Annotated in this window: 23 protein-coding genes, 1 pseudogene and 1 riboswitch; of the genes and pseudogenes, 9 read left to right on the top strand and 15 right to left on the bottom strand. The window is 64.5% G+C overall.

The genetic code is table 11. The features are described from left to right. Positions 1 to 17 precede the first annotated feature (17 nt). A complete protein-coding gene (locus tag ACX80I_RS08005; protein ID WP_459344586.1) occupies positions 18 to 473 on the bottom strand; it encodes a DUF7793 family protein in 456 nt (151 codons plus the stop codon). Between the two features lie 230 nt (positions 474 to 703). Between ACX80I_RS08005 and ACX80I_RS08000 the strand changes: the two genes are divergently transcribed. Beyond that, on the top strand, positions 704 to 922 hold the full coding sequence (locus ACX80I_RS08000; protein ID WP_459344585.1) for a hypothetical protein: 219 nt from the start codon (positions 704 to 706) through the stop codon (positions 920 to 922). A gap of 48 nt (positions 923 to 970) precedes the next feature. Here ACX80I_RS08000 and ACX80I_RS07995 read toward each other — a convergent pair whose 3' ends face one another. Together ACX80I_RS07995 and ACX80I_RS07990 are read right to left on the bottom strand one after the other, a co-directional pair. Beyond that, positions 971 to 2,224: an acyl-CoA dehydrogenase family protein gene (locus ACX80I_RS07995; protein WP_459344584.1), complete on the bottom strand. Its 1,254-nt coding sequence runs from the start codon at positions 2,222 to 2,224 to the stop codon at positions 971 to 973. A 72-nt stretch (positions 2,225 to 2,296) separates the two neighbouring features. Continuing rightward, positions 2,297 to 2,917 carry an AmiS/UreI family transporter gene (locus ACX80I_RS07990; RefSeq protein ID WP_459344583.1) on the bottom strand — a complete coding sequence of 207 codons (621 nt, stop codon included), beginning with the start codon at positions 2,915 to 2,917 and terminating at the stop codon, positions 2,297 to 2,299. Between the two features lie 37 nt (positions 2,918 to 2,954). Next, positions 2,955 to 3,067, bottom strand: a riboswitch (SAM riboswitch). Between the two features lie 293 nt (positions 3,068 to 3,360). On the opposite strand from ACX80I_RS07990, the gene ACX80I_RS07985 reads away from it, so the two are divergent. The 4 genes and pseudogenes from ACX80I_RS07985 (at position 3,361) to ACX80I_RS07970 (ending at position 5,515) form a co-directional block, all read left to right on the top strand. Beyond that, on the top strand, positions 3,361 to 3,864 hold the full coding sequence (locus ACX80I_RS07985) for a universal stress protein (RefSeq protein WP_459344582.1): 504 nt from the start codon (positions 3,361 to 3,363) through the stop codon (positions 3,862 to 3,864). Further along, positions 3,861 to 4,016 (top strand): annotated as a pseudogene (locus tag ACX80I_RS07980) (universal stress protein); the annotation flags it as partial. The gene ACX80I_RS07985 and the pseudogene ACX80I_RS07980, both read left to right, overlap by 4 nt. Positions 4,017 to 4,056: 40 nt before the next feature. Continuing rightward, entirely contained in the window at positions 4,057 to 4,527 is a 471-nt protein-coding gene (locus ACX80I_RS07975) for a universal stress protein (protein ID WP_459344581.1), read from the top strand. 280 nt (positions 4,528 to 4,807) lie between these two features. Further along, the gene (locus ACX80I_RS07970; RefSeq protein WP_459344580.1) at positions 4,808 to 5,515 is read left to right on the top strand and encodes a hypothetical protein; all 708 of its coding nucleotides are present in this window, start codon (positions 4,808 to 4,810) and stop codon (positions 5,513 to 5,515) included. A gap of 118 nt (positions 5,516 to 5,633) precedes the next feature. Here the strand turns inward: ACX80I_RS07970 and ACX80I_RS07965 are convergent, their stop codons facing one another. The 9 genes from ACX80I_RS07965 to ACX80I_RS07925 all read right to left on the bottom strand — a co-directional run bounded on the left by ACX80I_RS07965 (position 5,634) and on the right by ACX80I_RS07925 (position 13,752). Then, positions 5,634 to 7,136 (bottom strand): DHA2 family efflux MFS transporter permease subunit, encoded by a 1,503-nt coding sequence (locus tag ACX80I_RS07965; protein ID WP_459344579.1) that lies wholly within the window; start codon positions 7,134 to 7,136, stop codon positions 5,634 to 5,636. A gap of 27 nt (positions 7,137 to 7,163) precedes the next feature. Beyond that, positions 7,164 to 8,387: an MFS transporter gene (locus tag ACX80I_RS07960; RefSeq protein WP_459344578.1), complete on the bottom strand. Its 1,224-nt coding sequence runs from the start codon at positions 8,385 to 8,387 to the stop codon at positions 7,164 to 7,166. A gap of 84 nt (positions 8,388 to 8,471) precedes the next feature. Continuing rightward, positions 8,472 to 9,290, bottom strand: coding sequence for an NADPH-dependent F420 reductase (locus tag ACX80I_RS07955; RefSeq protein ID WP_459344577.1), 819 nt, complete (start codon positions 9,288 to 9,290; stop codon positions 8,472 to 8,474). Between the two features lie 56 nt (positions 9,291 to 9,346). Then, positions 9,347 to 9,886: a flavin reductase family protein gene (locus ACX80I_RS07950; protein WP_459344576.1), complete on the bottom strand. Its 540-nt coding sequence runs from the start codon at positions 9,884 to 9,886 to the stop codon at positions 9,347 to 9,349. Next, positions 9,883 to 11,226, bottom strand: coding sequence for an NtaA/DmoA family FMN-dependent monooxygenase (locus ACX80I_RS07945; RefSeq protein ID WP_459344575.1), 1,344 nt, complete (start codon positions 11,224 to 11,226; stop codon positions 9,883 to 9,885). Before ACX80I_RS07945 ends, ACX80I_RS07950 begins: the two co-directional genes overlap by 4 nt. 54 nt (positions 11,227 to 11,280) lie before the next feature. Continuing rightward, positions 11,281 to 11,676 (bottom strand): MerR family transcriptional regulator, encoded by a 396-nt coding sequence (locus ACX80I_RS07940; protein WP_459344574.1) that lies wholly within the window; start codon positions 11,674 to 11,676, stop codon positions 11,281 to 11,283. 407 nt (positions 11,677 to 12,083) lie between these two features. After that, the gene (locus ACX80I_RS07935) at positions 12,084 to 12,284 is read right to left on the bottom strand and encodes a hypothetical protein (RefSeq protein ID WP_459344573.1); all 201 of its coding nucleotides are present in this window, start codon (positions 12,282 to 12,284) and stop codon (positions 12,084 to 12,086) included. A gap of 69 nt (positions 12,285 to 12,353) precedes the next feature. Next, complete coding sequence (locus ACX80I_RS07930) at positions 12,354 to 12,809, bottom strand: hypothetical protein (protein ID WP_459344572.1); 456 nt, start codon at positions 12,807 to 12,809, stop codon at positions 12,354 to 12,356. 589 nt (positions 12,810 to 13,398) lie between these two features. Then, on the bottom strand, positions 13,399 to 13,752 hold the full coding sequence (locus ACX80I_RS07925) for a hypothetical protein (protein WP_459344571.1): 354 nt from the start codon (positions 13,750 to 13,752) through the stop codon (positions 13,399 to 13,401). 284 nt (positions 13,753 to 14,036) lie between these two features. Between ACX80I_RS07925 and ACX80I_RS07920 the strand changes: the two genes are divergently transcribed. Then, the gene (locus ACX80I_RS07920; RefSeq protein WP_459344570.1) at positions 14,037 to 14,270 is read left to right on the top strand and encodes a hypothetical protein; all 234 of its coding nucleotides are present in this window, start codon (positions 14,037 to 14,039) and stop codon (positions 14,268 to 14,270) included. Positions 14,271 to 14,412: 142 nt separating this feature from the next. Here ACX80I_RS07920 and ACX80I_RS07915 read toward each other — a convergent pair whose 3' ends face one another. After that, complete coding sequence (locus ACX80I_RS07915; RefSeq protein WP_459344569.1) at positions 14,413 to 15,315, bottom strand: LysR family transcriptional regulator; 903 nt, start codon at positions 15,313 to 15,315, stop codon at positions 14,413 to 14,415. Between ACX80I_RS07915 and ACX80I_RS07910 the strand changes: the two genes are divergently transcribed. Then, on the top strand, positions 15,304 to 16,386 hold the full coding sequence (locus ACX80I_RS07910; RefSeq protein ID WP_459344568.1) for a DMT family transporter: 1,083 nt from the start codon (positions 15,304 to 15,306) through the stop codon (positions 16,384 to 16,386). The two genes, ACX80I_RS07915 and ACX80I_RS07910, sit on opposite strands and share 12 nt — an antisense overlap. Positions 16,387 to 16,431: 45 nt before the next feature. Here the strand turns inward: ACX80I_RS07910 and ACX80I_RS07905 are convergent, their stop codons facing one another. Beyond that, complete coding sequence (locus ACX80I_RS07905) at positions 16,432 to 17,040, bottom strand: DUF1349 domain-containing protein (protein ID WP_459344567.1); 609 nt, start codon at positions 17,038 to 17,040, stop codon at positions 16,432 to 16,434. A gap of 152 nt (positions 17,041 to 17,192) precedes the next feature. Between ACX80I_RS07905 and ACX80I_RS07900 the strand changes: the two genes are divergently transcribed. Then, the gene (locus ACX80I_RS07900; protein ID WP_459344566.1) at positions 17,193 to 17,615 is read left to right on the top strand and encodes a GNAT family N-acetyltransferase; all 423 of its coding nucleotides are present in this window, start codon (positions 17,193 to 17,195) and stop codon (positions 17,613 to 17,615) included. Positions 17,616 to 17,740: 125 nt separating this feature from the next. On the opposite strand, the gene ppk2 is transcribed toward ACX80I_RS07900, so the two are convergent. Beyond that, complete coding sequence (ppk2, locus tag ACX80I_RS07895; protein ID WP_459344565.1) at positions 17,741 to 18,595, bottom strand: polyphosphate kinase 2; 855 nt, start codon at positions 18,593 to 18,595, stop codon at positions 17,741 to 17,743. A 238-nt stretch (positions 18,596 to 18,833) separates the two neighbouring features. On the opposite strand from ppk2, the gene ACX80I_RS17280 reads away from it, so the two are divergent. After that, positions 18,834 to 19,457: an immunity protein CdiI family protein gene (locus ACX80I_RS17280; RefSeq protein WP_525929866.1), complete on the top strand. Its 624-nt coding sequence runs from the start codon at positions 18,834 to 18,836 to the stop codon at positions 19,455 to 19,457. The last annotated feature ends 244 nt before the right edge of the window (positions 19,458 to 19,701 follow it).

Genomic DNA, 19,701 nt, shown 5'->3' with positions numbered 1-19,701 from the left:
CGGCTGCCCGGCAGCCGTCAGGAAGCCCGGCGGCGGGCGAAGGGGTCCCGGTCCACCGTGAGGCTCATCGCGTGTTCCACCGGGTCGGCACACAGGACGTCGTGCATGAGCGCCAGCCACTCGAGGGCGGCGCTCCGCTCCGTGAAGTACTCCGAGGGGTAGTCGGCCTGCTCGTAGGGCACGGACAGCATACGGTCCATCGGCCCCGCACCGACCATGGCGCACGCGAGGACATCGCGGGCCGCGGTGAGGACGCGGCGGGCGCCGGACGAGATGCAGGACACCCTGTCGAGTTCGAAGTACAGGACGTACTGTCGCCGGCCCGTGAGGTCGAAGCTCTGTTCGAGGATCGCGATCGCGTCCGACTCCGATATCACGGAGTCCTGCCCGAACCTCAGGCGCACGGCACACCGTGCAAGCCTGGTGAGGCGGAAAGGGCGGGGAAGGTCGGTGCTGGTCTCGGTGCTCGTCATGGGGACTTTCCGCGGTCTCGTCGGGTCGATCCCCCCGAACCGACTCCCGTACACCGTGTGAGACCAGACGGATCGCCGGGGGAGCACCATTCTAGCCGCCGCTGGAGTCATCGCCCGAATCGGTGCCGACGATGGAACGCGCACCCGCCGTACCCACCAGCGATGATTCGGGCGCGTCGCCCCCGTCTAAGGGAGGAAGCACGCACACCGATCTCCGGACAGGACACGCCATGACCTACCTGACAGGGTTCCTCCCCGACCTGCACATCGTCTCCGACCTGGACCTGCTGCTGCTCCAGCGCGGGACAGCAGGCTCTCCCGCTCCGCCGACCGGGTCCCCTTCCGCGCCGTGGCCCTCCGCTGCGCTCGACTCCGTCCTCGACGAACTCGACCGCAGGGATGCCTGCCCGGTCGAGCGCAGGACGGGGGCCCGGCGGACGCCGCGGTGACGGCGTCCGGGGGTCCGTCCTGCTGCGCGCCCGCGGACGCGCACGTCCTCAGGCTTTCGCGGGCGCGGCGACCGGCGCGGCCCCGATGGACCAGACGCGCGGCGGGACGGCACCGTTGACCGAGTGGTCGCCGATGATCCTCGCCTTGAAGACCCACGGGTTGTGGTTGGCGGCCGTGCGCGCATTGCGCCAGTGCCGGTCGAAGTTCTTCGCGGTGCTCACGCCGGAGGCGGCGAGCGCGTTGAAGACATCGGATGTCGCGTGGGTGGCGAGCGCTGACAGGATGACCTGGGCCTTCGCGGTCTCGAGTTCTGCGACGTCGTTGCGGCGCTCGTCCTCGACCTCGTCGCCGAGGAATGCGCCCTCATAAGCGAGCTGCAGCGATCGGGCCGCCCGTTCGACGGTCGCGTCCGCCGCGTACGCCGCCGCGGAGACCTCGCCGATGACCTGCAGGATCTGCGGGTCCGCCGCGAACGACGACGCATTGCCGTGGCTGAAGATCCTCGTGCGGTTCCGGACCTCACGGGCCACGTCCCGTTCGGCGGCCGTGATGCTGCCGGCGAGGACGGCGAGGAGCACGGCCTGGTAGAACGCGGTCTGGTACTTGAACCGGGTGTCGAAGTCGATGACGTTGACGGCGTCGACCCTGGCCTGGTCGAAGGTCGACGTGCCGGAGCCCGTGGTCTGCTGGCCGAAGCCGTCCCAGTCGTCGCTGTGGGTCACCCCCGGCTGGTGCGTGCTGATCACCGCGATGACCTTGACCCCGTTGTCGGTGCGCTGCGCGAAGGTGTCGATCCAGTCCGCGAAGATGCTGCCGGTCGAGTAGTACTTGGTTCCACTGACGCGGAAGGCGCCGGCGTCGTCCGGGTCCGGGCTGACCTTGGTGATGACGTCTCCGATGGTGACGGTGCCGACCTCCGTCCACGAGTTGCCGACGATCTCGCCGTCGACGAAGCGCTTGAACCACACCTCGCGCTGGGCTCCGGTGGACACCAGGCGGTCCTCCACGAAGGCGAAGTGGGCGCGCAGGGCCTGCGGGATGTTCGAGTCGGCGGCCGCGAGCTCCGTGAGGAGGCGGAACAGCTGGGGCAGTGAGGCACCGGAACCGCCCGCGGACACCGGAACCCGCAGTGCTCCGAAGCCGGCATCGATGAGTGCACGGATCTCCTCGCGGGGGAGCTCATGCTCCTGCTCGCGGCGGGCTGCGCCCTCGGCGATGCGGGCGAACAGCGGGCGGAAGCGGGCGGCGAGGAGCTCGTACTCCGCGTCGGTGGCCGGCGGGGTATGGGTCAGCGTGGTCATGGTGGGCCTTTCGGTGGAAGCGGGATGTGAGATGGAAGAGGGATGTCGGGACGGGTGCGGCCGGGGTCGACGTCAGGCGGGGACGGTGACCTGCGTAGGTGCCGGTGTTTTCACCGGGCGGGCGCTGACGGCGCCGGCGACGACGAACAGCACCGCGATGGCCCCGGCAACGGCGAGGGCGGGGCTCCAGCCGGCCGGCCAGGCGCCGTTCAGCCCGAGTACGGCCGGAGGAATGGTGCTGGCCGTGCCCACCAGGATCGCGCTCCATCCGGTGATCCGGGCCAGGTGCGCCGCATCGAAGGCCAGGAGCAGGAAGAAGAGCCCCCACAGCACCGCCCACGCGAGCCACAGCACCGCGCTGACCGGATCGTCGTCCAGGGAGGTGCCGGCGAAGACGACGGCGAGTACGGCGACGAGACCGCAGAACCATCCCACTCCCGAGGCGCCCAGCCCGACGACCGATCCCAGTCCCACGTAGAGGTAGGTGAGCCCGAAGAGGAAGATGCCGCTCGCCGAGCCGATCGCGGCGGGATCGCCTGCACCCGCAGACGCGATCAGCGTCGCGATCACCAGCTGGAGCGTTCCGATGACCAGGTTGAAGTACCCGGAGTCGCGGGAGGTGACCCGGCCGAGGAGGCCGAGACCGTTGATCAGGAGGGCCGCTCCGGACAGGAGGAGGCAGATGTACGACATGGGGGTCCCGTCGACGGGACGCGGAGCCCCGAGGCCCGCGCCGTGCTTGCCCCGGCGCTGATGCGCGGGACCGGATCTTCACCTGGGGCACCCCGCCACGGAGGGGGTTGCCGTCCAACGAGCCAGGGCTTCGCGTTGGAACTCTTGATCTGTAGGTACGAGACTAGGCGCTGGACCGGAGCGGCTGCCAGCACCGGTGCATGACATGACCCTGCATGACGCCGCATGACGGCGCGCTCGGTGATGAACGACGTCGGGGGCCCGCTCGATGACGCCGGCGCCTGCTGGAGCCAAGCATCAGCATGACTTCTTCCGGCCCTACCTGGCAGGGCCCTATGTCCCCTACCACTGTGGAGTGAGGAGGGGACGTAAGGCCCTAGCTGCTCCTCCCGCGACCGGCGACGATCGGAAGAAGCAGTGTTCCGCCCAGCAAAGGAATTATCATGGACGCATCCGCCACGTCCCGTGCGCGAGTCGTCGTCGTCGGGGTCGATGGTTCTCCGTCGTCGATCGCTGCGCTGCAGCTCGCCGTCAGTCTCATGCCCCTCGCCGGCGACACCCTCCGCGCCATCACGGCATGGCAGCACCCTCTCGCCTTCGGCCTGTACGCGCCTCCCGTGGAATACGACTACGAGGGATTCGCGCGCAAGGCCCTGGACCAGGCCCTGACAAAGGCGTTCCCCGAGGGGACTCCTTCCCAGGTCGGGGAGGTCGAGCGCGGGGTGGTGCGCGGCCTCGCGGTGGAGGTCCTCATCGACGAGAGCATGCATGCCGCGATGGTCGTCCTCGGCTCCCGCGGCCACGGCGGGTTCGCCGGACTGCTCCTGGGATCCGTGAGCTCCGCACTCGCAGAGCGGGCGCAGTGCCCGGTCCTCATCTCCCACGGCGCCCTCCACCTCGCCGAGGGTGAGACCACACCCCTGCCACCTGTCCGGACGCTGGCATGAACCCGGCCGGCGTTCCGGTGAAACCAGTGATCGTCGGTTACGACGGGTCGGACGACGCGCGGCACGCAGTGCTCTGGGCGGCCCGTCATGCGGTAGCAGCGCAGCACGAGCTCGTGGTGGTGCATTGCTGGTTCTGGCCGTTCTTCACCCATGACCTCGGCCCCGTGACGGGTATCAAGGACAGCGGGTTGCGTGGGGCGGCAAAAAGAACCGCCGCCGAAGGCAGCCGCAGCATCCTGCCCCCTCATGGTGGTGCGCGAGGACCAACCCGAACCAGGAGATGTTCTGGTCGCCGTCGACGGGTCGCCGGAAAGCGACCGCGCTGTCATCGCCGCGGCGGATCTGGCGAGAACACTGCACGCATCGTTGCGTGTGCTTCACGTCAGACCCTACGCTCGCCACGCCCTGACGCACCTGCCCGATCCGGAGCATGATCCCGTCGTCCAGCAGGCCTTGAACATACTGCCCGACGACACGGACCTCACCGTCATCGAGGATTCCTTCGCGGAACCCTCCGTACCCGGAGTCATCGTGCAGCACGCCCGCAGGGCCGCGTGCGTCGTCCTCGGCGCGAAGGGACGTAACACTCTCGGCGCGCGGCTCGGATCCACCGTCCATGCCGTGCTGCATCACGCCCGCGGCAACGTCCTCGTCGTCCGCTAGGGCCTGCCTGTCGTCACCCAGCAACTCCGACTGGTCCATTGGAAGGGCCTCAGAGTTTCCACTCGATGTAAGCGAGGGTGCTGTGGAGGCGAGTGCCGTCACGTCGGCTGCAGGACTCGCACAAACGCCTTCCAATGCATCAACCGGTGCGGTGGTTTACGGCCACGGTCAGCCCTTTTCGCCGGTCGGGGCACTGACTGCCTCCGCAGCCTCGTACTTCATCCCGGACGTTCTCGGGGGTCCGCCCGTCGCGCAGGGCAACCTCCGCGGAACAGCACTGGTGATCATGGTCCTCGCCCTTCCAGCGCTCGTCACCGCGATGTTCTTCACCCGACGCGACTCGGCGCGGGCACTTGTGGTGTGGCTGGGAGCTCTGGCGTACATCGTCTATCAGAGCGTCCTGTTTCTTTTTGCCACGCCCTTCAACAGTCTCTTCCTGATCTACGTAGCGATGCTGTCCGCGGCGTTCTGGTCAATCGTCGTGATCGTTCAGACGGTGGACCTCGTAGCATTCCGCGCGCGGTTCGACGGCATGCTTCCCGTCCGCAGCATCGCCATCTACGTCGCCGTGCTTGCGGTTCTCAATGCAGCGGTGTGGTTGCGGGCCATCATTCCTGCTGTCCGCAGTGAACAGCCGGCCACTTTCCTCGAAGGCTCCGGCGTGACCACGAATCCGGTCTTCATACAGGACCTTGCGATCTGGCTTCCGTTACTCATCTGCGGGGCCTGGTGGCTCTGGAACCGACAGCCGCTCGGCGAACTGGTAGTCGGTCCCATGCTCGTCACTCTGGTGCTCGAGGCCGTCGGGGTGGCCACCGATCAGTGGTTCGGGGCAAGCGCTGATCCGACTACTCCCTTTGCCTCGATGGCCGTCGTCCCCATGTTCCTGCTGCTCGCAGTGGTGGGAGCGGTCCCGTTGTACTTCTACCTGAAACACCTGAAGACCGCTGACCGTCCGACAGACGTGGCCCTGGCGACGACGGCGTGAGGTCAAGGGGCCCGATGCGAGGGAAGATAACGGTTCACCGTCGCGCAGCCAGGGCGGTTGCCCTCGAGCTGTGGCCGATAGCCGGCAGGCGGCGTTCTGCTGGCCGACGAGCGCTCGTTCAGTGCTCATTCATGGTGCGCGCGTGTCGCGGGAGGAATGCCGTTGCTACGAGGGCGACGACTGCCAGGACAGTGCCGACGGTGAAGGCGGCGCGGGCACCATCGGCGACGGAAGCGGCGTCCGTGCCGCCGGCGTTCGAGCTGAGGACCGCGATGAGTACTGCCAGTCCGGCTGCGCCGCCGAGCTGCTGGATGGTGTTCAGCGCGGCGCTGCCGTGCGGGGTGAGGGCGCTGGGGAGGGATCCCAGCGACATGGTGAACAGAGCGACCCAGGCGAAAGCTTGTCCGGCGCAGACGAACACGTAGGTGGCCAGGACCACCCACATCGAGGTGTCTTCCGTGAAGGTCGTCATGAACCACCAGCCGGCACCGACGACGAGCGCTCCCGGAAGGGCGAGTCCGCGGGCTCCGATGCGGTCGTAGTAGCGGCCGATGAGGAGGGACACGATCCCGATCGTCGCTCCGCCGGGCACCATCAGGAGCCCTGTCTCCAGCGAACCGAGTCCGAGGGATTCCTGCATGACCAGGGGCAGCAGGGTGGCGAGAGCGAAGGCGCCCATGACCAGGAACGTGAAGACGATGACGGGTCGCGCGAACCCGGCGTAGGTGAAGATCCGCAGGTCCAGGACGGCCGCGCCGCGGCGCTGCAGGCGGAGCTGCCGCGCCACGAACGCCGCGATACCCGCCACCCCGAGCGGGATCGCGATCCAGAACGACGCTGAGAAATGCCCGTCACTGGATTCGCCGGCACTGGCCAGGCCGAACACCAGTGCGCCGAAACCGATCGCGGAGAGCACCAGCGACAGCGCGTCGAATCCGATGCGCCGCGGCGTGGTCAGGTTCGGCATCTTGATCGCCCCGATGAGCAGGCCGAGCACCGACAGCGGCAGGATGATGATGAACAGCCACCGCCAGGAAAGCTGCGACATCACCAGGCCGGAGAAGGCGGGACCGAGGGCGGGCGCGACGGCGGAGACCGCGGTGACCAATGCCATCATCTGTCCCTGGCGGGAGGGTGCGACGAGGCCGATCGACGTCGTCATCAGCAGCGGGACCAGCACAGCCGTACCGAGTGCTTGCACGATCCGGCCGGTGAGCAGCAGCGCGAAGCCGGGTGCGACAGCCGCGATGAGGGTGCCGAGGGTGAACAGTCCGACGCTGGCGATGAAGATCGTCCGGAGCTGGAAGCGCTGCATGATGTACCCGGTGGTCGGGATGATGACCGCCAGGGTGAGGGCGTAGCCGGTGGTGAGCCATTGCCCGGTCGTCGCCGTGATGTTCAGGTCGTCCATGATCTGCGGCAGCGCCACCCCGACGACCATCTCGGACAGGAACGCCACGAATGCCGAGAAGACCAGGACGGAGATCGTCAGAACCTCGCCGGGCGACAATCGCTTGATTGGTGTGGGACTGGCCACGATAGGGTCGGTGATCGCTCCTTGAGGGTCGGTGATCATGCCGATGGACCCTGTTGCGGGGGCGAGGTGCGTGTCATTACTCACAAGATGCTGGTTCCAGTGGTCGTGTCGTTATGTGAGTTTCGGAGGCTTGACTGCCCCCAGGATGAGGGCGCCGAGGACGGAGGCGAGACCACCGACGACAAGGGCTGTCTGCACACCTGCGCCGTCGACGAGGAGTCCGCCGAGGAACGCGCCGAGGGCGACCGCGACCTGGAACACTCCTGTCTGGAGTCCGCCGATGCTTTCCAGGCGGGCCGGTTCGGCCCGTGCGAGCCAGGTCGAGATGACCGTCGGCAGGGCGCCGAAACCTGCTCCCCAGAGCGCGGCTGCGGTGAAGAGCAGCACCGGGCTGCTGCCCATGTAGACGAAGGCGATCATCGCCAGGCCGAGGACGAGCGGGAAGATCAGTGCCGCGACGCGCAGCGTCCTGTCGGCGAGAGGTCCGGCGATCAGGTTGCCGCCCACGATCCCGAGCCCGTACACCAGGAGCAGGACAGCGAGCTGCTCGGGATCGAGTCCGCCGACCTCGGTCGCTGCCGGACGGATGTAGGTGAAGCCGGCGAAATGCCCTGCACCCATCAGGGCCATGGTGAACAGGCAGAGCAGGACGATGCGGGAGCGCAGTGTCCGGATCAGGGGCCGGAATCCGCGCGAGGGGCCGGTGAGCATCGAGGGCAGGGCGAAGAACTGGATGACCATGGCGATGATGCCGACGCCCGCGGCCAGCGCGAACACGGCACGCCAGCCCCAGATCTCACCGAGCAGCGTGCCGAGCGGGACAGCGGCGACGGTAGCCAGGGTCACGCCGACGTTGACGATCGTCAGACCCAGACCGAGTTTGGCTGCTGGAACCAAGCGCGCCGTGATGGAGATCGCCAGCGCCCAGAACCCGCCGATCGCGATTCCGAGCAGGACCCGTGCGGCCAGAAGGATCGGGTAGGTCGGCGCGATCGCGACCAGCACATCGGAGACGACGGCCAGCGTCGAGAGGATGATCATCAGGTGCCGGCGGTCCATGCGCGAGAGCACGACAGGGATGGTGATACCGGCAACGGCCGCAACGATGGCGGTGATGGCGACGGACTGACCGGCCACACCCTCTGTCACTCCCAGATCCGCGGCAACCCGGGAAAGGAGGCTCGCCGGCAGGAACTCTGCCATCACGAGGGCGAAGACGCCCACGCTCAGCGAGGCCACGCCCGCCCACGAGGGTTTCTGTGTCGCGCCCGCACTGTCGGACCGTGATCCGTGACCGCCGGTGTCGTGTGGTGCTGTTGCTTGGTGAGAAGTCATTCGGTCTTCATCCTGGCTTGCGTATGAGGACGCACGGGTAGGTGCGCATTGGTATGTGGAGGGGGAAGTTGCGGGGCCGCAGCGTCAGCTGTAGCAGGCGCGGTTGATGGCGACGAGGAACTTGCCGTCCGGCCTGCCGCCCGCGTCGATGTACCAGCCGATGGCCTCCATGGCCAGATCCCGGCGCTGCGGGACCCGCTCTTTCTCGGCGGCTGCCAGGAAGGCGGGCATCTCCTCACCCGTCCGATCCGTGCAGTAGACGGGGGCGCCGGGCTGCTGCCGCCACGACTCGGCGAGAACGCCGGCGTCGACAGCGTCGAAGCCGGTCTGCTCCACCAGGGACATCGCCACCTTCCGGTGGTCGTCGTGATCGGAGGCCACCGGGATGGCAACACGGCCTGCCGTACCGGCGTCAGTGGCCTTGGCGTCGAAGGACTGGGACGTGATGGCGTTCCAGGCCTTCGTGACGGGGCGGCCGAAGAGCTCGGACAACCAGGCGCTCTCGGGTTGCCCCTCAGCTAAGGCGGGGATGATGCCGTCGCGTGCCGGGTAGTAGTTGGACGTGTCGATGACGACGGCGGCCTCGGGAGCGCGCCGGACATGGGCGGCGATGTTCTCATTGCGGTTCAGGGGGACCGAGACGACGAGGACGTCGACGTCGATGGCCGCTTCGGACGCCGGAACGGCTCGCGCGCCGGTACTCAAGGCTCTGGCGTCGATGGTCTCCGGGCCGCGGGAGTTCGCGATCACTACGTCGTGTCCATGGCGGCTGAGCCGCCGGGCGATGGTCGAGCCGATCGAGCCCGCGCCGATGATTCCGATCTTCATGTGTCTCCCTCGTGCGATATCTGTCCTTCCATCATCAACATTGCCACTAGTGTGAAGGTCAAATGGGGGTGTCATACCCGAGTGCTGACGAATGTGGGGCCACTGATCAGTGGAAACGGTGCACGCACGCATCAGGCAGGGTCGAGCTCCTGGAGGGTCCGGTGTCGGCCTTGGAAGTACAGCAGGGGGCCGGGATGGCCGTCAGGGGATGTTCCTAGTTGAATGACGCGTCCGAGCACGATGAAGTGGTCGCCGGCGTCGTGTTCGGCCCAGATCATGCAGTCGAACCAGGCCAGGCTTCCTTCAACGATCGGGTTGCCCTGTGCTGTCGGACTCCATGGGATACCTGCCCATTTGTCCGTGCCTCGTCGAGCGAACTGGTTCGACAGTGCTTCCTGGTCGCGGGCGAGGACGTTAGCCGTGAAGGAGCCTGTGTCGCGGATCCTCGGGTAGGTGGTGGAGGTCTTCATGACGCTGAAGGACACCAGCGGCGGGTCGACGGAGACACTGTAGAACGATTGGCAGGTGAATCCGATCGGTCCCTGGTCATCGAGGCCGGTGATGATCGTGATACCTGAGGCGTAACGGCCGACAGTACTGCGGAAAAGACTGGCATCAACGCCGGGGCTCTGGTTGTGAACGTGGCTGTGACGGCTGGGGGTCGTCGTCATTCGGCGTCATCCGTGAGTCGGCTGTCCACACCGTACTGGGCGGGGGCGCCGAGGTGGTCGCGCAGGGTGGTTCCTTCGTAGTCGTCGTGGAAGAGACCGCGCTCCTGCAGCAGGGGGACGACTTCGTCGACGAAGGTGTCGATCCCGTCCTCGTAGACATCGATGGACACCCAGAAGCCGTCGCAGGCGCCGGCGTCGAACCATTCCTGCAGGTGGTCCGCGGTGACGGACGCCGGGCCTACGGGAGCGGGATGGTAGTCGATGACCCCGTGGGCGAGGATGTCGCGGAGGGTCCATCCTTCGCGGGCGACCTCCAGCGCCTTGGGGGAGCGGGGGTCGAAGGGACTGGGCCGGGCTGCTGTCAGCTGGGCGGGCCTGAGTGGTTCGTCGATCTGGCTCGCATCGAGCGTGAGTCCCAGCATGGAGCCGAGATAGGGGATGAGGGCCGGGGCGGCTCGGTCGCCGAGGGCTACGCGGCGATCCAGGGCCGCCCGCTTGGTGGCGGCGATGGCCGGCATGACCCCGGCGATGAACTTCACCTCGTCAGGATTGCGACCCGCCTTGCGTGCCGCGTCGCGGACGGCTTCGCGCTGGGTGCACGCGTCCTCGATGGTGAACACGGCGCCGATGACGGCGTTGGCATACCGACCGGCAATCTCGAGTCCATTCGCGCCTCCGCCGGCCGAGAAGACCACAGGTTGGCCCTGCTCCGAAGGTGGGATGGGCAGTGGCCCGCGCGAGGCGACATATTCTCCCTTCAGGTTGATGGCCTGGATCTTCTCCGGGTCGACGAACCGGGCGTTCTTCGCGTCCCTGATCCAGGCGTCCTGCTGCCAGCTGCCCCAGAGAGCCTGCGTGATCTGGATGGTTTCGTGCGCCCGCTGGTAGCGCTGGGGTCGAGGCGCAATTTCCTCCCCGAAGTTCGCAGCGGAACCAGGGTCGCTGGTGGTCACGGCGTTCCAGCCGGCCCGGCCGTGACTCATCACATCCAGGGCCTTGAATTGGCGGGCGAGGTTGTAGGGCTCGTTGAAGGTTGTAGAGCCGGTCGCTACGAGGCCGATGCGCTCTGTCGCGCGGGCTATGGCCGCCAGGGTGAGCATGGGTTCCAGGGTGAGCATGGGCGCTTCCTGTACGCCGTCTGCTTTGTAGGCCAGGAAATCGGGCAGGAACAGGAACGCGAACTTGCCCCGTTCGGCAGCTTGGGCGTAGCGCACCTGGGCGTCGAAGTCGGTGTAATTGGCCGTATCCACGCCTGCGGCGCGCCAGGCCGATCCGTGGGCGCCGTATCCGTTGCCCAGCTGCAGGCCGAGGATCATTTTCGAAGATGAGGAGGAAGTCACCTACCCATGGTGCAACCTTCACACTAATGGCAAGGTCAAATCGTGGGCGTGCTGCTACGCCGGCTGTCGCTTGCGGGTGCCGCTCTTGCTGCCGGCGGCCTCCAGTGCCTGGACGTAGCGGGTGATGGCGTCCCTGTTCTGCGAAAGGACGTCGATCTTGTGGGTCATCCGGTCCCGCTCTTCTCGCAGAATGTCCAGGAGTTCCGGGTCCGCGTCGTCCACGACGACGGTCTGCGGCTGATTCAGGCACGGCAGGATGTTGCCGATGATCCTGGTCGGGATACCCGAATCGATGAGTCCGCGGATCTTCGCCACTCGGTCCACAAGGTATTCGTCATACTCCCGGTAACCGTTGTCGAGACGGCGCGGTGTCACCAGGCCCTGCTCCTCGTAGTATCTGAGCATTCGCGCCGGCACGCCGGACCTTTGCTCCAATTCGCCTATGCGCACAATGCCACCTCTGAATCATGACCAACTCCAGGTCAACCTTCTCATCAGTGGAAGGGTAGCATGACGATCCCGGGCTGATCCTTCAGCGGGTCAGTAGCTACGCTTCTCAATGACCCGCTTCTCCTGCAGGAGGGATCTCTCGATGGCTCAGCCCGAGCTGCAGCATCGGCGCGAGAGCGACATGAACGTAGAGCTCGATGGACATCTCCTTCCCTTCCCAGAGCGCCGACCGGTTTCCCTCCATCTGGTCCGTTTCGTCGCTCGAACAACGGTCCGCTACCGAACCCAGCCGTCCAAGCGCGGGAACAGCAGGTGGTCCGGCCAGCTGCCTGCGATCTTCAGGTACCCGGATGCAAGTCCGTATTGATCAAAGCCTGTCCTGGCTAGGACGCTTCGAGAAGCAGCACTCATGACCGCGCATCCACGTGCGATCCGTAGGTTCTCCTGTAGTTGATGATCAAAAGCGTCGCCACCATGCAACAAATGATTCCGGTGGTCATGTCGCCCCATTCCGACCGCTCGGGGAGGGAAAAGAAGAAGAAGCTGAGGGTGCCCGCAGCGTTGATTGAAAGAAGAGCGATGGCCGCTAACCAGGTATTTTTCGGCATATCGACCACCGTAGTACTGCGGCGAGGCACAGCCCGGACGCGATCTTCGAACGGACGGCTGTCTCGTCCTCAGCTCACTTCGGTGAATCGGGTGCCGAGGGGGTCGGACAGCACTGAGAGGTCCAGGGGTTCAGGATCTGTGGTGCCGACCCCGACCTCGGAGTAGTCGACGACGAACCAGTTTTTACCCTCGGCGAAATACACGGAGCCGTCAGATTCCGCAGCATCAGCCATCACTGTGAACGCGTCGTCTCGCGCGTCTGGTGATTCGAAGTAGAAGATTTCGACGGTCTGCGTGCACTTCACCGACTCGGTGGGTATCTGTCCATCAGTGCCCATTACTGCGGTGGGTGAGGGCGGGTCTTCCAGGCAGTCGAGTTGCCCGGATACCGCCTGCCGGACTTCTTCCAGCGAGTTGTAGGACGGCAGACCATCAGCGGATGGCCTTTCCGCAGTGCAAGCCGTGCATGCTCCAACGAGCAGCGTGAAAAGACCAGCGGTCAATGCAATTCGGTAGTTGAGCATTATTGCATCCCCCATGAAGTTGTGTCGACCATCGTGGCACAGTCGGCAACGACGGGGAAGGGACGCAAGAGACAGCCCGTTCTCTCGTTTCGTGAGCCGATCCTTGGCCGGGCAGGCTGAGCGTGACGAGCTCAGATGTCGGGGGATGTTGTTGTGGGCCTTGGTGGCGCGTGTTGGGCCAGTCATCGACGACGTCGAGATGGGTACTGGTGGGGCGTCCGATAAGGGGGTCGTGGCGCCCGAGGGCGTTGTCCAATAGGCATCGAGGTGGGCGAACTCGGCGCTGATCGCCTCGATCGCCGCCTTCTTGTCGTCAGAGGGGCGGTCGACCAGGTCCAGGCGGCACGAGGATCATCGGGGGTGACCGGACGCGTCCCACTGCCCAACCGAGAGCCCGAGACCGTGTCGGGTCGTACCGATAATGCTGACGTGGACGAGGTCGAAGAAGGGAGTCAGCTCTCCCTCGGGAGAGACATCGAGGGCGGTCGCTCCGCTGTGAACTAGCTGACGTACATCCTGTGACCCCGCCACTCTCGCGGAGAGTCACACGTGAGTGGCCAGTCGAAGCCCACGGACGAGGCCGGAGTGCTCAGAGGCGGCCGGGGGAGACGACCGCCGTCACGGCGAAGACTGATCCGACGACCACCGCCATGATGCCGAAGAGGCGCGCGTAAAGGGGCGTCGAGAGGAAGGACCGCGAGTAGTCGGCGCCCATGGGCCGGTACTCCTTGATGGCAGATGCCATCCCGTCGGCGGTGCCGTTGATGTTCAGGCTCGCGCAGAGACCCAGCAGGAAGAACAGGGTGCCCACTCCCGCGAAAGCGAATCTCCGTGCTTCCGCGAGATCCATGACGAAGGTGACGAACAGCAGCACGAAGGCGAGGAAGATCAGGACGTACAGCGTCTTCGCGGGCTGCGGGAGCCTGCCGATGAAGGAGAACATGCGGCCAGCCTACGACGCCGGGTGAGAGGTGGAGCTCGGGTGCAGGCTGGGCCGAGGTAGGGCACAAGACGATCGGCCCACAAACTCGAACCGCTAGTAGGAGCGCTTCACTAGCGGATGACGCAGGACAGGGCGGTGACGCACAACGACGTCTAGCACCTCCGCCCTGCGCTTGACGGTAGCCTGCGGAGACGAAAGCAAGTCCAGGGGGATGAGAAGGTGCATGCGGCTGCGCGGTCGGTCGTCAGGTCATTAAAACTCCCACATAGGAAATGGAGGTTCTAATGGAGCGTACTGACGCTTCCTACAAGTCGCCGGTTGTTCTGGGCGTACTGCTGATCGCGCTCCCGCTGCTCATGGGAGGGGCCTTCGCTGGAGCAACTTTCCTCCTCGACCTAACGCCACTCGGCGCTTCCGTCGGCGTTGCCCGCTCGGGCGTGTCCGGGCTCCTCGCCGGCTTGGTCATAGGCGCGGCAAGCTTGCTCAATATTCGTCGCCACTCCGGGAAGAATCAGTAAGTGCAGCGTGATTCCAGGCCGACAGGGCGAGAAGGATCCGTGACTGTGACACTGCGGCGTTTTGCAGCGAGGGTGAGCAGTTCGACGTTTCACCGCTCGGCGAGTGCCTAGACGAACACCTACCCTCACGTTCAGGAAACCCTCAGCGATCTTCGGTGGTTGTGTGGTTCTGGAGTGTGGTGACGACTTTGCGAACGGCGGTGCGGTGGAGGGCTTCGGGTCGGCAGAGGATGTCGACGTGCCTTGCCAGTGGTAGGTCGTGGAGTGATTTCAGGACGATCCCACTGCTGGATGGTGGGGGTGCAGTGTGGCGGGGCATCAGCGCGATCGCAGAACCGGCCGAGACGATCGCGGCCGCTAAAAGGAATTCATTGATGCGGTGTGTGACCTTGCAGGGTTTGCCGGCGTGAACGGCGATGGCTTGCAGGGCGGATTCGAGCGGGTATCCGTCCTGGACGGATACCCATTCCTCCTCGAGGAGGTCTGCGACGCCGACGCTCGGGGCGCCGGCGAGCCGGTGCCGGTCCGACATGGCGATGTCCAGGGGCTCACACACCAGCGGCAGGGCAGTGATCGTATCCGGCCACGGGTTGCTGTGCTCGAGGCGGTGCGCAATGACCAGGTCGTAGTCGGCGGTCAGGGCGGGAAAAGCATCCTGTCCCACGTCACGGTCATGGAGGACCAGCCGCGGCGTCCCTTTGCCTGAGAGGGCTTGGAGCAGCGGGCCGAACCAGGTCAAACCGGCACTGGTGAACGCCGAGACACTCACCGTCGCGGTAGGGTCCTGCACGTACCGGCTGACAGCCTGCTCCGCGGAGCTCATTGCGACACTGATATCCACCGCAGCTGACGCCAGGGCTTGACCAGCACCAGTCAAAACGAGGTTCCGTCCCCGACGCTCGGTCAGAGGAACCTCGACCCCGCGTTGCAACGCCGTGAGCTGCTGCGACACCGCGGACGCCGAAACGTGATGGGATCGAGCCACGGCGGCGAGGCTGCCCCGTTCACCCAACTCGCGGAGCAACCGTAACTGGTGAAGATCCATAAGCAAACACTAAACCAGTGGTTCACCAAGTTCCCTCTCGTCTTACTGATGCATCACCAGCAGACTGAGGAAGTGCCTTCATCTCTACTGACCCGGACACCGGGAACCTCACTCGCTGGTTATCGAAATACTCTTGGTGGGTTTCTTACTGCACGCAGGGTGGACCTGCTCCTGCTTCTGGTCGCTTTCGTGTGGGGCAGTAGCTACCTGGCGGCGAAGGCCCTCACGGATACCGTCGGGGCGACGGTGATTCTTTCCCTACGCTTCCTCATCACCACCGTGGCACTGGTGGTGATCTGGCTGTTCTGGAACCGGCGTCGAGCCACACGCCACGAAACGATCGTTGGCGCGGTCTTAGGTTTCACCCAGGCCGCCGTGCTCATCCTGGAAACCCATGGGATCGCCGGCACCAGCGCCACGAACGCGGGACTGATCATCAGTCTCGTCATCGTGTTCACCCCCGTCACCGAGAGCATCGCTTTCCGCGTACCACTGCCGCGCCCGCTGGTCATCGCCGGGATCGTCGCGGTCGTGGGTGTGTGCCTGCTCGTCTCCGGGAACGGGTTTGTGGCACCGACTCCCGGGGACATGCTCGTCCTCGGCGCGGCACTGGTGCGCGCTGTACATGTCACCGCGGTCTCTGCCCTCACTCGAGGACGCGGGTTCAGCGCGCTCACGCTGACCCTGATCCAGAGCGCGGTTTGCGCCCTCATTTACACCGTCGCCGACTACCACGACGTATTCCACGCGGTGCGGAGCTTCAACACCGGGGAATGGATCGGCGTCCTCTACCTCGGAGTCGCCTGCAGCGTGTTCGCTTTCCTCGTACAGACTTGGGCCATTCAGCAGACCTCTGCATCCAGGGCCAGTCTCCTCATGGGAACCGAACCCATCTGGGCGGTCCTCATCGGACTCAGCATCGGCCAGGAAACACTCCACCTCCTAGGCATCGTCGGAGCCGGCCTCATCATCACCGGCACCTACCTCGGACTACGAGCCGAAACCCATCACCGAACAACACCCGCACCAAACAAACCAGTAACCCCACACCCACTACCGACCCACTCATAGATCCATTGCCGTCTCGAGTACGCCCCGCGGATGGGGGTAGTGGCTCTAGTCGTGTCCGAGGTGCAGCGTTGCATCTGCATTGGTTCCGACCCATCGGGTGAAGGTGGTCGTGAGGTTCGCCCGAGTGGGAGAGGCGCAAAATGGGCCGGCTTCGGCACTCGCGGTTTCGCCAAGAGGGGCGACGCGAATGAGCCGGAAAGGCTCATCTCCGGCGCGGGCTCTGATGGTGACGGCGTTACCGGCCCTGCTTAGGCGGACTGTGATTTCCCGATCAATCCACTCAGGAACAGGTGCTACTGACCAGTCAGAGACCCCGTGTGTGACGACGGCCCCAACCTGTGGGATTCCGTCGGACACCTCTACACCGGCTTTGATCCATACGGATTCCGATACGTGAAGATAGATCCCTGCCTGGTCGAACTGCTCGGTGTAATCCAAAAGAAATGAGACCTCCATCGCCCCTTCTACGGGCAGCGGTGCCAACAAGGCATGCGCGCTGTCATGGACGAAGCCATATGAGGTGTGCCTCCAGGCATCACTGTTCTCCGCTGCGGTTACCTGCAGAGTCCGACCATCAACGACCACACCTACGGGCGGGTTGCGCCACCTTCCCCGGCTCCAGCCATCGTGGGCTTCTCCGGTCGCTGGTGTCACGTCACATCCCCTAGTTCGATCATTCAATTCGTATGCTCTATTCAAGCAGTGTCACATCCGACACAACGGCGAGGGTCCACTGACCGATCCTCCAGCGCGCACATGCGAGACCTCGAGTACAGACGGGAGTTTGCTCTGTATTTCGATGGATCATGACCACGATCGAGGTAGTGAAGGCTCAGGATCTAGCGCTGAGCGACGTTCTCTCGCTCTACAACGCGGTTGAATGGCTTGCCTACACCAAGGATCCAGACACTCTTCAAGAAGCACTCGAAGGATCGTCGACACTCGTGGCTGCCCGCGACAGCCAGATGCTTGTTGGACTGGCACGCGTGATCTCCGACAGTGCTTCGATCTGCTACCTCCAAGACATCCTCGTCCGGCCATCACACCACAGGAGGGGTTTAGGACGTGCTCTTGCGGAGCGAGCCCTCAAACAGTACCCGCACGTACGGCAGAAGGTCCTCATCACTGATGACGAGCCAGAGCAAAAAGCATTCTACAAACCTCCTGGCTACACGCAGACAGTCAAATTCGCTGGAGGATCCATACGAGCTTTCGTGAGGTTTGACTGAAAGCTAAGTGCGACCGGGGATTCGCATACGTGCACCAATCGGCAGCTAGTGCAGGCGGATCTGGAATCCAACGACGAGACCCTTGTCGCAGCAATCGACGATTGCTCCCCTCAGCGGAATTTAGGCTAGGCAGATTCGTTTTCGCCCTTCGGCCCTTTTTCCGATGTCCCGATCTCGTAGCGCTGAGGCACGAACCGCTGGCGGTCCAACGGCGGCCGCTCATAGGCCCGGTTCTGGCGCTCGGGCAACTCGATGTCCGGCAACTCCGGCTGCTCATACGGGAACAGCGACAACAGATGAGCTATCAGGTTGAGCCGTGCCTCCTTCTTGTTGTCGGCGTCCACCACCCACCATGGGCTGCGCTCAGTGTCACTGAACTCGAACATCTTGTCCTTCGCCTCGGCGTAGTCAACCCACCGGGCCTGTGCCTCAAGATCCATAGGGCTCAACTTCCATCGCTTGGCCGGGTTATCGATACGGGACTGGAATCGACGGCGTTGCTCGGAGTCGGAAAGGCTCAACCAGTACTTCACCAGAACGATTCCGTCGGAAACTAACGCCTCCTCGAGCATGGGCACAGTATCGACGAAGTCGGCATACTGTTTTTCAGTGCAGAACCCCATCACCCGCTCCACACCGGCCCGGTTGTACCAAGACCGGTCAAACAGCACCATTTCCCCTGCCGCTGGGAAGTGGGAAATATAGCGCTGAAAGTACCACTGCGAACGTTCACGTTCAGTCGGAGCTGGAAGTGCAACAACCCTGCACGAGCGCGGGTTCAACGCACCGCTGATGCGTTGGATCGTTCCGCCCTTACCGGCTGTGTCGCGTCCTTCGAAAAGAACAACCAGCCGCGTCCCGGTCTTGCGCACCCACTCCTGCAAGGCGACAAGTTCCTCCTGCAACCGCAGCAGCTCCTTCGCGTACTCCTTCTTGGACAGGACCTGGGGGCTCGCCTCATCAGACGTTCTCTTGACCACACTTCATATCCTGCCCCAGACCAAACCAATTCAGTGAGGTTCTTCCCGCTGAAAGATCGGCCTACGGGCAGTCAAGTCAGGCGCTGGCCGCTTTGGGGTCGCTTTCGTGAGCACATGGCCGAATTGAAGTACGTGCGAGACGTAAAGCGACTCCTTGAGCCCATCTTCGAGTCGATGCTCAGCCCCACAGAGTTAGGATCGTTGACGTTTCGGCTGGAGAGGGTCGCCGACGGTGCGAATGGCAGAGACCTTCCCGCCGATACCGTCATCAAGACGAACGACACTTGGGTCCGGTGGCAGGTGCTGGGCGAAGAGGGCGGATCTGGCAGTCTCCGCCTTGACGATGGCGTGGACGCGCTCGTTCGTTCTGTGCGAGGCGAGCTTCAGGACTTCATTGCCGAAAGTCATTTCGGGTGGGGAGAGCTTCGTATCCCCCAAAACCTGCCCCAGCCAGCTACGTTCGGGCCGCAAGTTGATCCTCCGGCGAGACGCGGCGGCTGAACCCCCTGCACGATTTTCGAGGAGATTGTGCCGGCAGCTTTACTATTCGGCTATGGCACAGGAATCCACCCGCCGCACCATCCGCCTGTTTCCTGACTACGGCCATCGTTGGCCGCTGTGGGAGAACAGCACGCCTGAGCGTCCCACCAAGTACACAATGGAACCTGCAGACTTCGGACTGTCAGAGCACCTGACGCAGAGGCTTCGCGCCTGGTATGACACGTGGGAGGCCCAGAGCTTACATCTACACGCTTGGAGTCCGCCTGAGCACGAAGCCGCATGGAGAACTGACGGTGCGAAGATAGCTGAGGAACTCCGAGCAGAAGTGAGAGCCTTCGCTGACGCGGAATACAACGAGTAGAACCCAACTCGCCACGACGTTGTCAGCGCACGCTGGGGGATCGCCTTGCGTACGGTCGGTGTTGCGCAGCGTGTACCTCAATGCAACGTGCGAGAGAATGACTGCATTGTCCCGTGACTGCGAACTGCGAATCGCAGGGCTATGTGGCCGTCCTTTCGCACCGCTACTTGGCGTGTCGAACGAGCCTGGTTGCGCCGAGCCCGCCCTGTGCGCAGCAGAGGATGCGTGGCTCGGCGGCAGCTAA

It is taken from the genome of Arthrobacter rhamnosi (assembly GCF_054510855.1).
Note: the sequence above shows the minus strand (reverse complement) of the source record. Positions and strands in the feature narration are given on the sequence as shown.

Excerpts from the sequence above, each read along its gene's own strand:
- ACX80I_RS08005 (WP_459344586.1), bottom strand. The coding sequence starts at position 473 with ATGACGAGCACCGAGACCAGCACCGACCTTCCCCGCCCTTTCCGCCTC.
- ACX80I_RS08000 (WP_459344585.1), top strand. The coding sequence starts at position 704 with ATGACCTACCTGACAGGGTTCCTCCCCGACCTGCACATCGTCTCCGAC.
- ACX80I_RS07995 (WP_459344584.1), bottom strand. The coding sequence starts at position 2,224 with ATGACCACGCTGACCCATACCCCGCCGGCCACCGACGCGGAGTACGAG.
- ACX80I_RS07990 (WP_459344583.1), bottom strand. The coding sequence starts at position 2,917 with ATGTCGTACATCTGCCTCCTCCTGTCCGGAGCGGCCCTCCTGATCAAC.
- ACX80I_RS07985 (WP_459344582.1), top strand. The coding sequence starts at position 3,361 with ATGGACGCATCCGCCACGTCCCGTGCGCGAGTCGTCGTCGTCGGGGTC.
- ACX80I_RS07960 (WP_459344578.1), bottom strand. The coding sequence starts at position 8,387 with ATGACTTCTCACCAAGCAACAGCACCACACGACACCGGCGGTCACGGA.
- ACX80I_RS07955 (WP_459344577.1), bottom strand. The coding sequence starts at position 9,290 with ATGACACCCCCATTTGACCTTCACACTAGTGGCAATGTTGATGATGGA.
- ACX80I_RS07950 (WP_459344576.1), bottom strand. The coding sequence starts at position 9,886 with ATGACGACGACCCCCAGCCGTCACAGCCACGTTCACAACCAGAGCCCC.
- ACX80I_RS07935 (WP_459344573.1), bottom strand. The coding sequence starts at position 12,284 with ATGCCGAAAAATACCTGGTTAGCGGCCATCGCTCTTCTTTCAATCAAC.
- ACX80I_RS07930 (WP_459344572.1), bottom strand. The coding sequence starts at position 12,809 with ATGCTCAACTACCGAATTGCATTGACCGCTGGTCTTTTCACGCTGCTC.
- ACX80I_RS07925 (WP_459344571.1), bottom strand. The coding sequence starts at position 13,752 with ATGTTCTCCTTCATCGGCAGGCTCCCGCAGCCCGCGAAGACGCTGTAC.
- ACX80I_RS07920 (WP_459344570.1), top strand. The coding sequence starts at position 14,037 with ATGGAGCGTACTGACGCTTCCTACAAGTCGCCGGTTGTTCTGGGCGTA.
- ACX80I_RS07915 (WP_459344569.1), bottom strand. The coding sequence starts at position 15,315 with ATGGATCTTCACCAGTTACGGTTGCTCCGCGAGTTGGGTGAACGGGGC.
- ACX80I_RS07900 (WP_459344566.1), top strand. The coding sequence starts at position 17,193 with ATGACCACGATCGAGGTAGTGAAGGCTCAGGATCTAGCGCTGAGCGAC.
- ACX80I_RS17280 (WP_525929866.1), top strand. The coding sequence starts at position 18,834 with ATGGCAGAGACCTTCCCGCCGATACCGTCATCAAGACGAACGACACTT.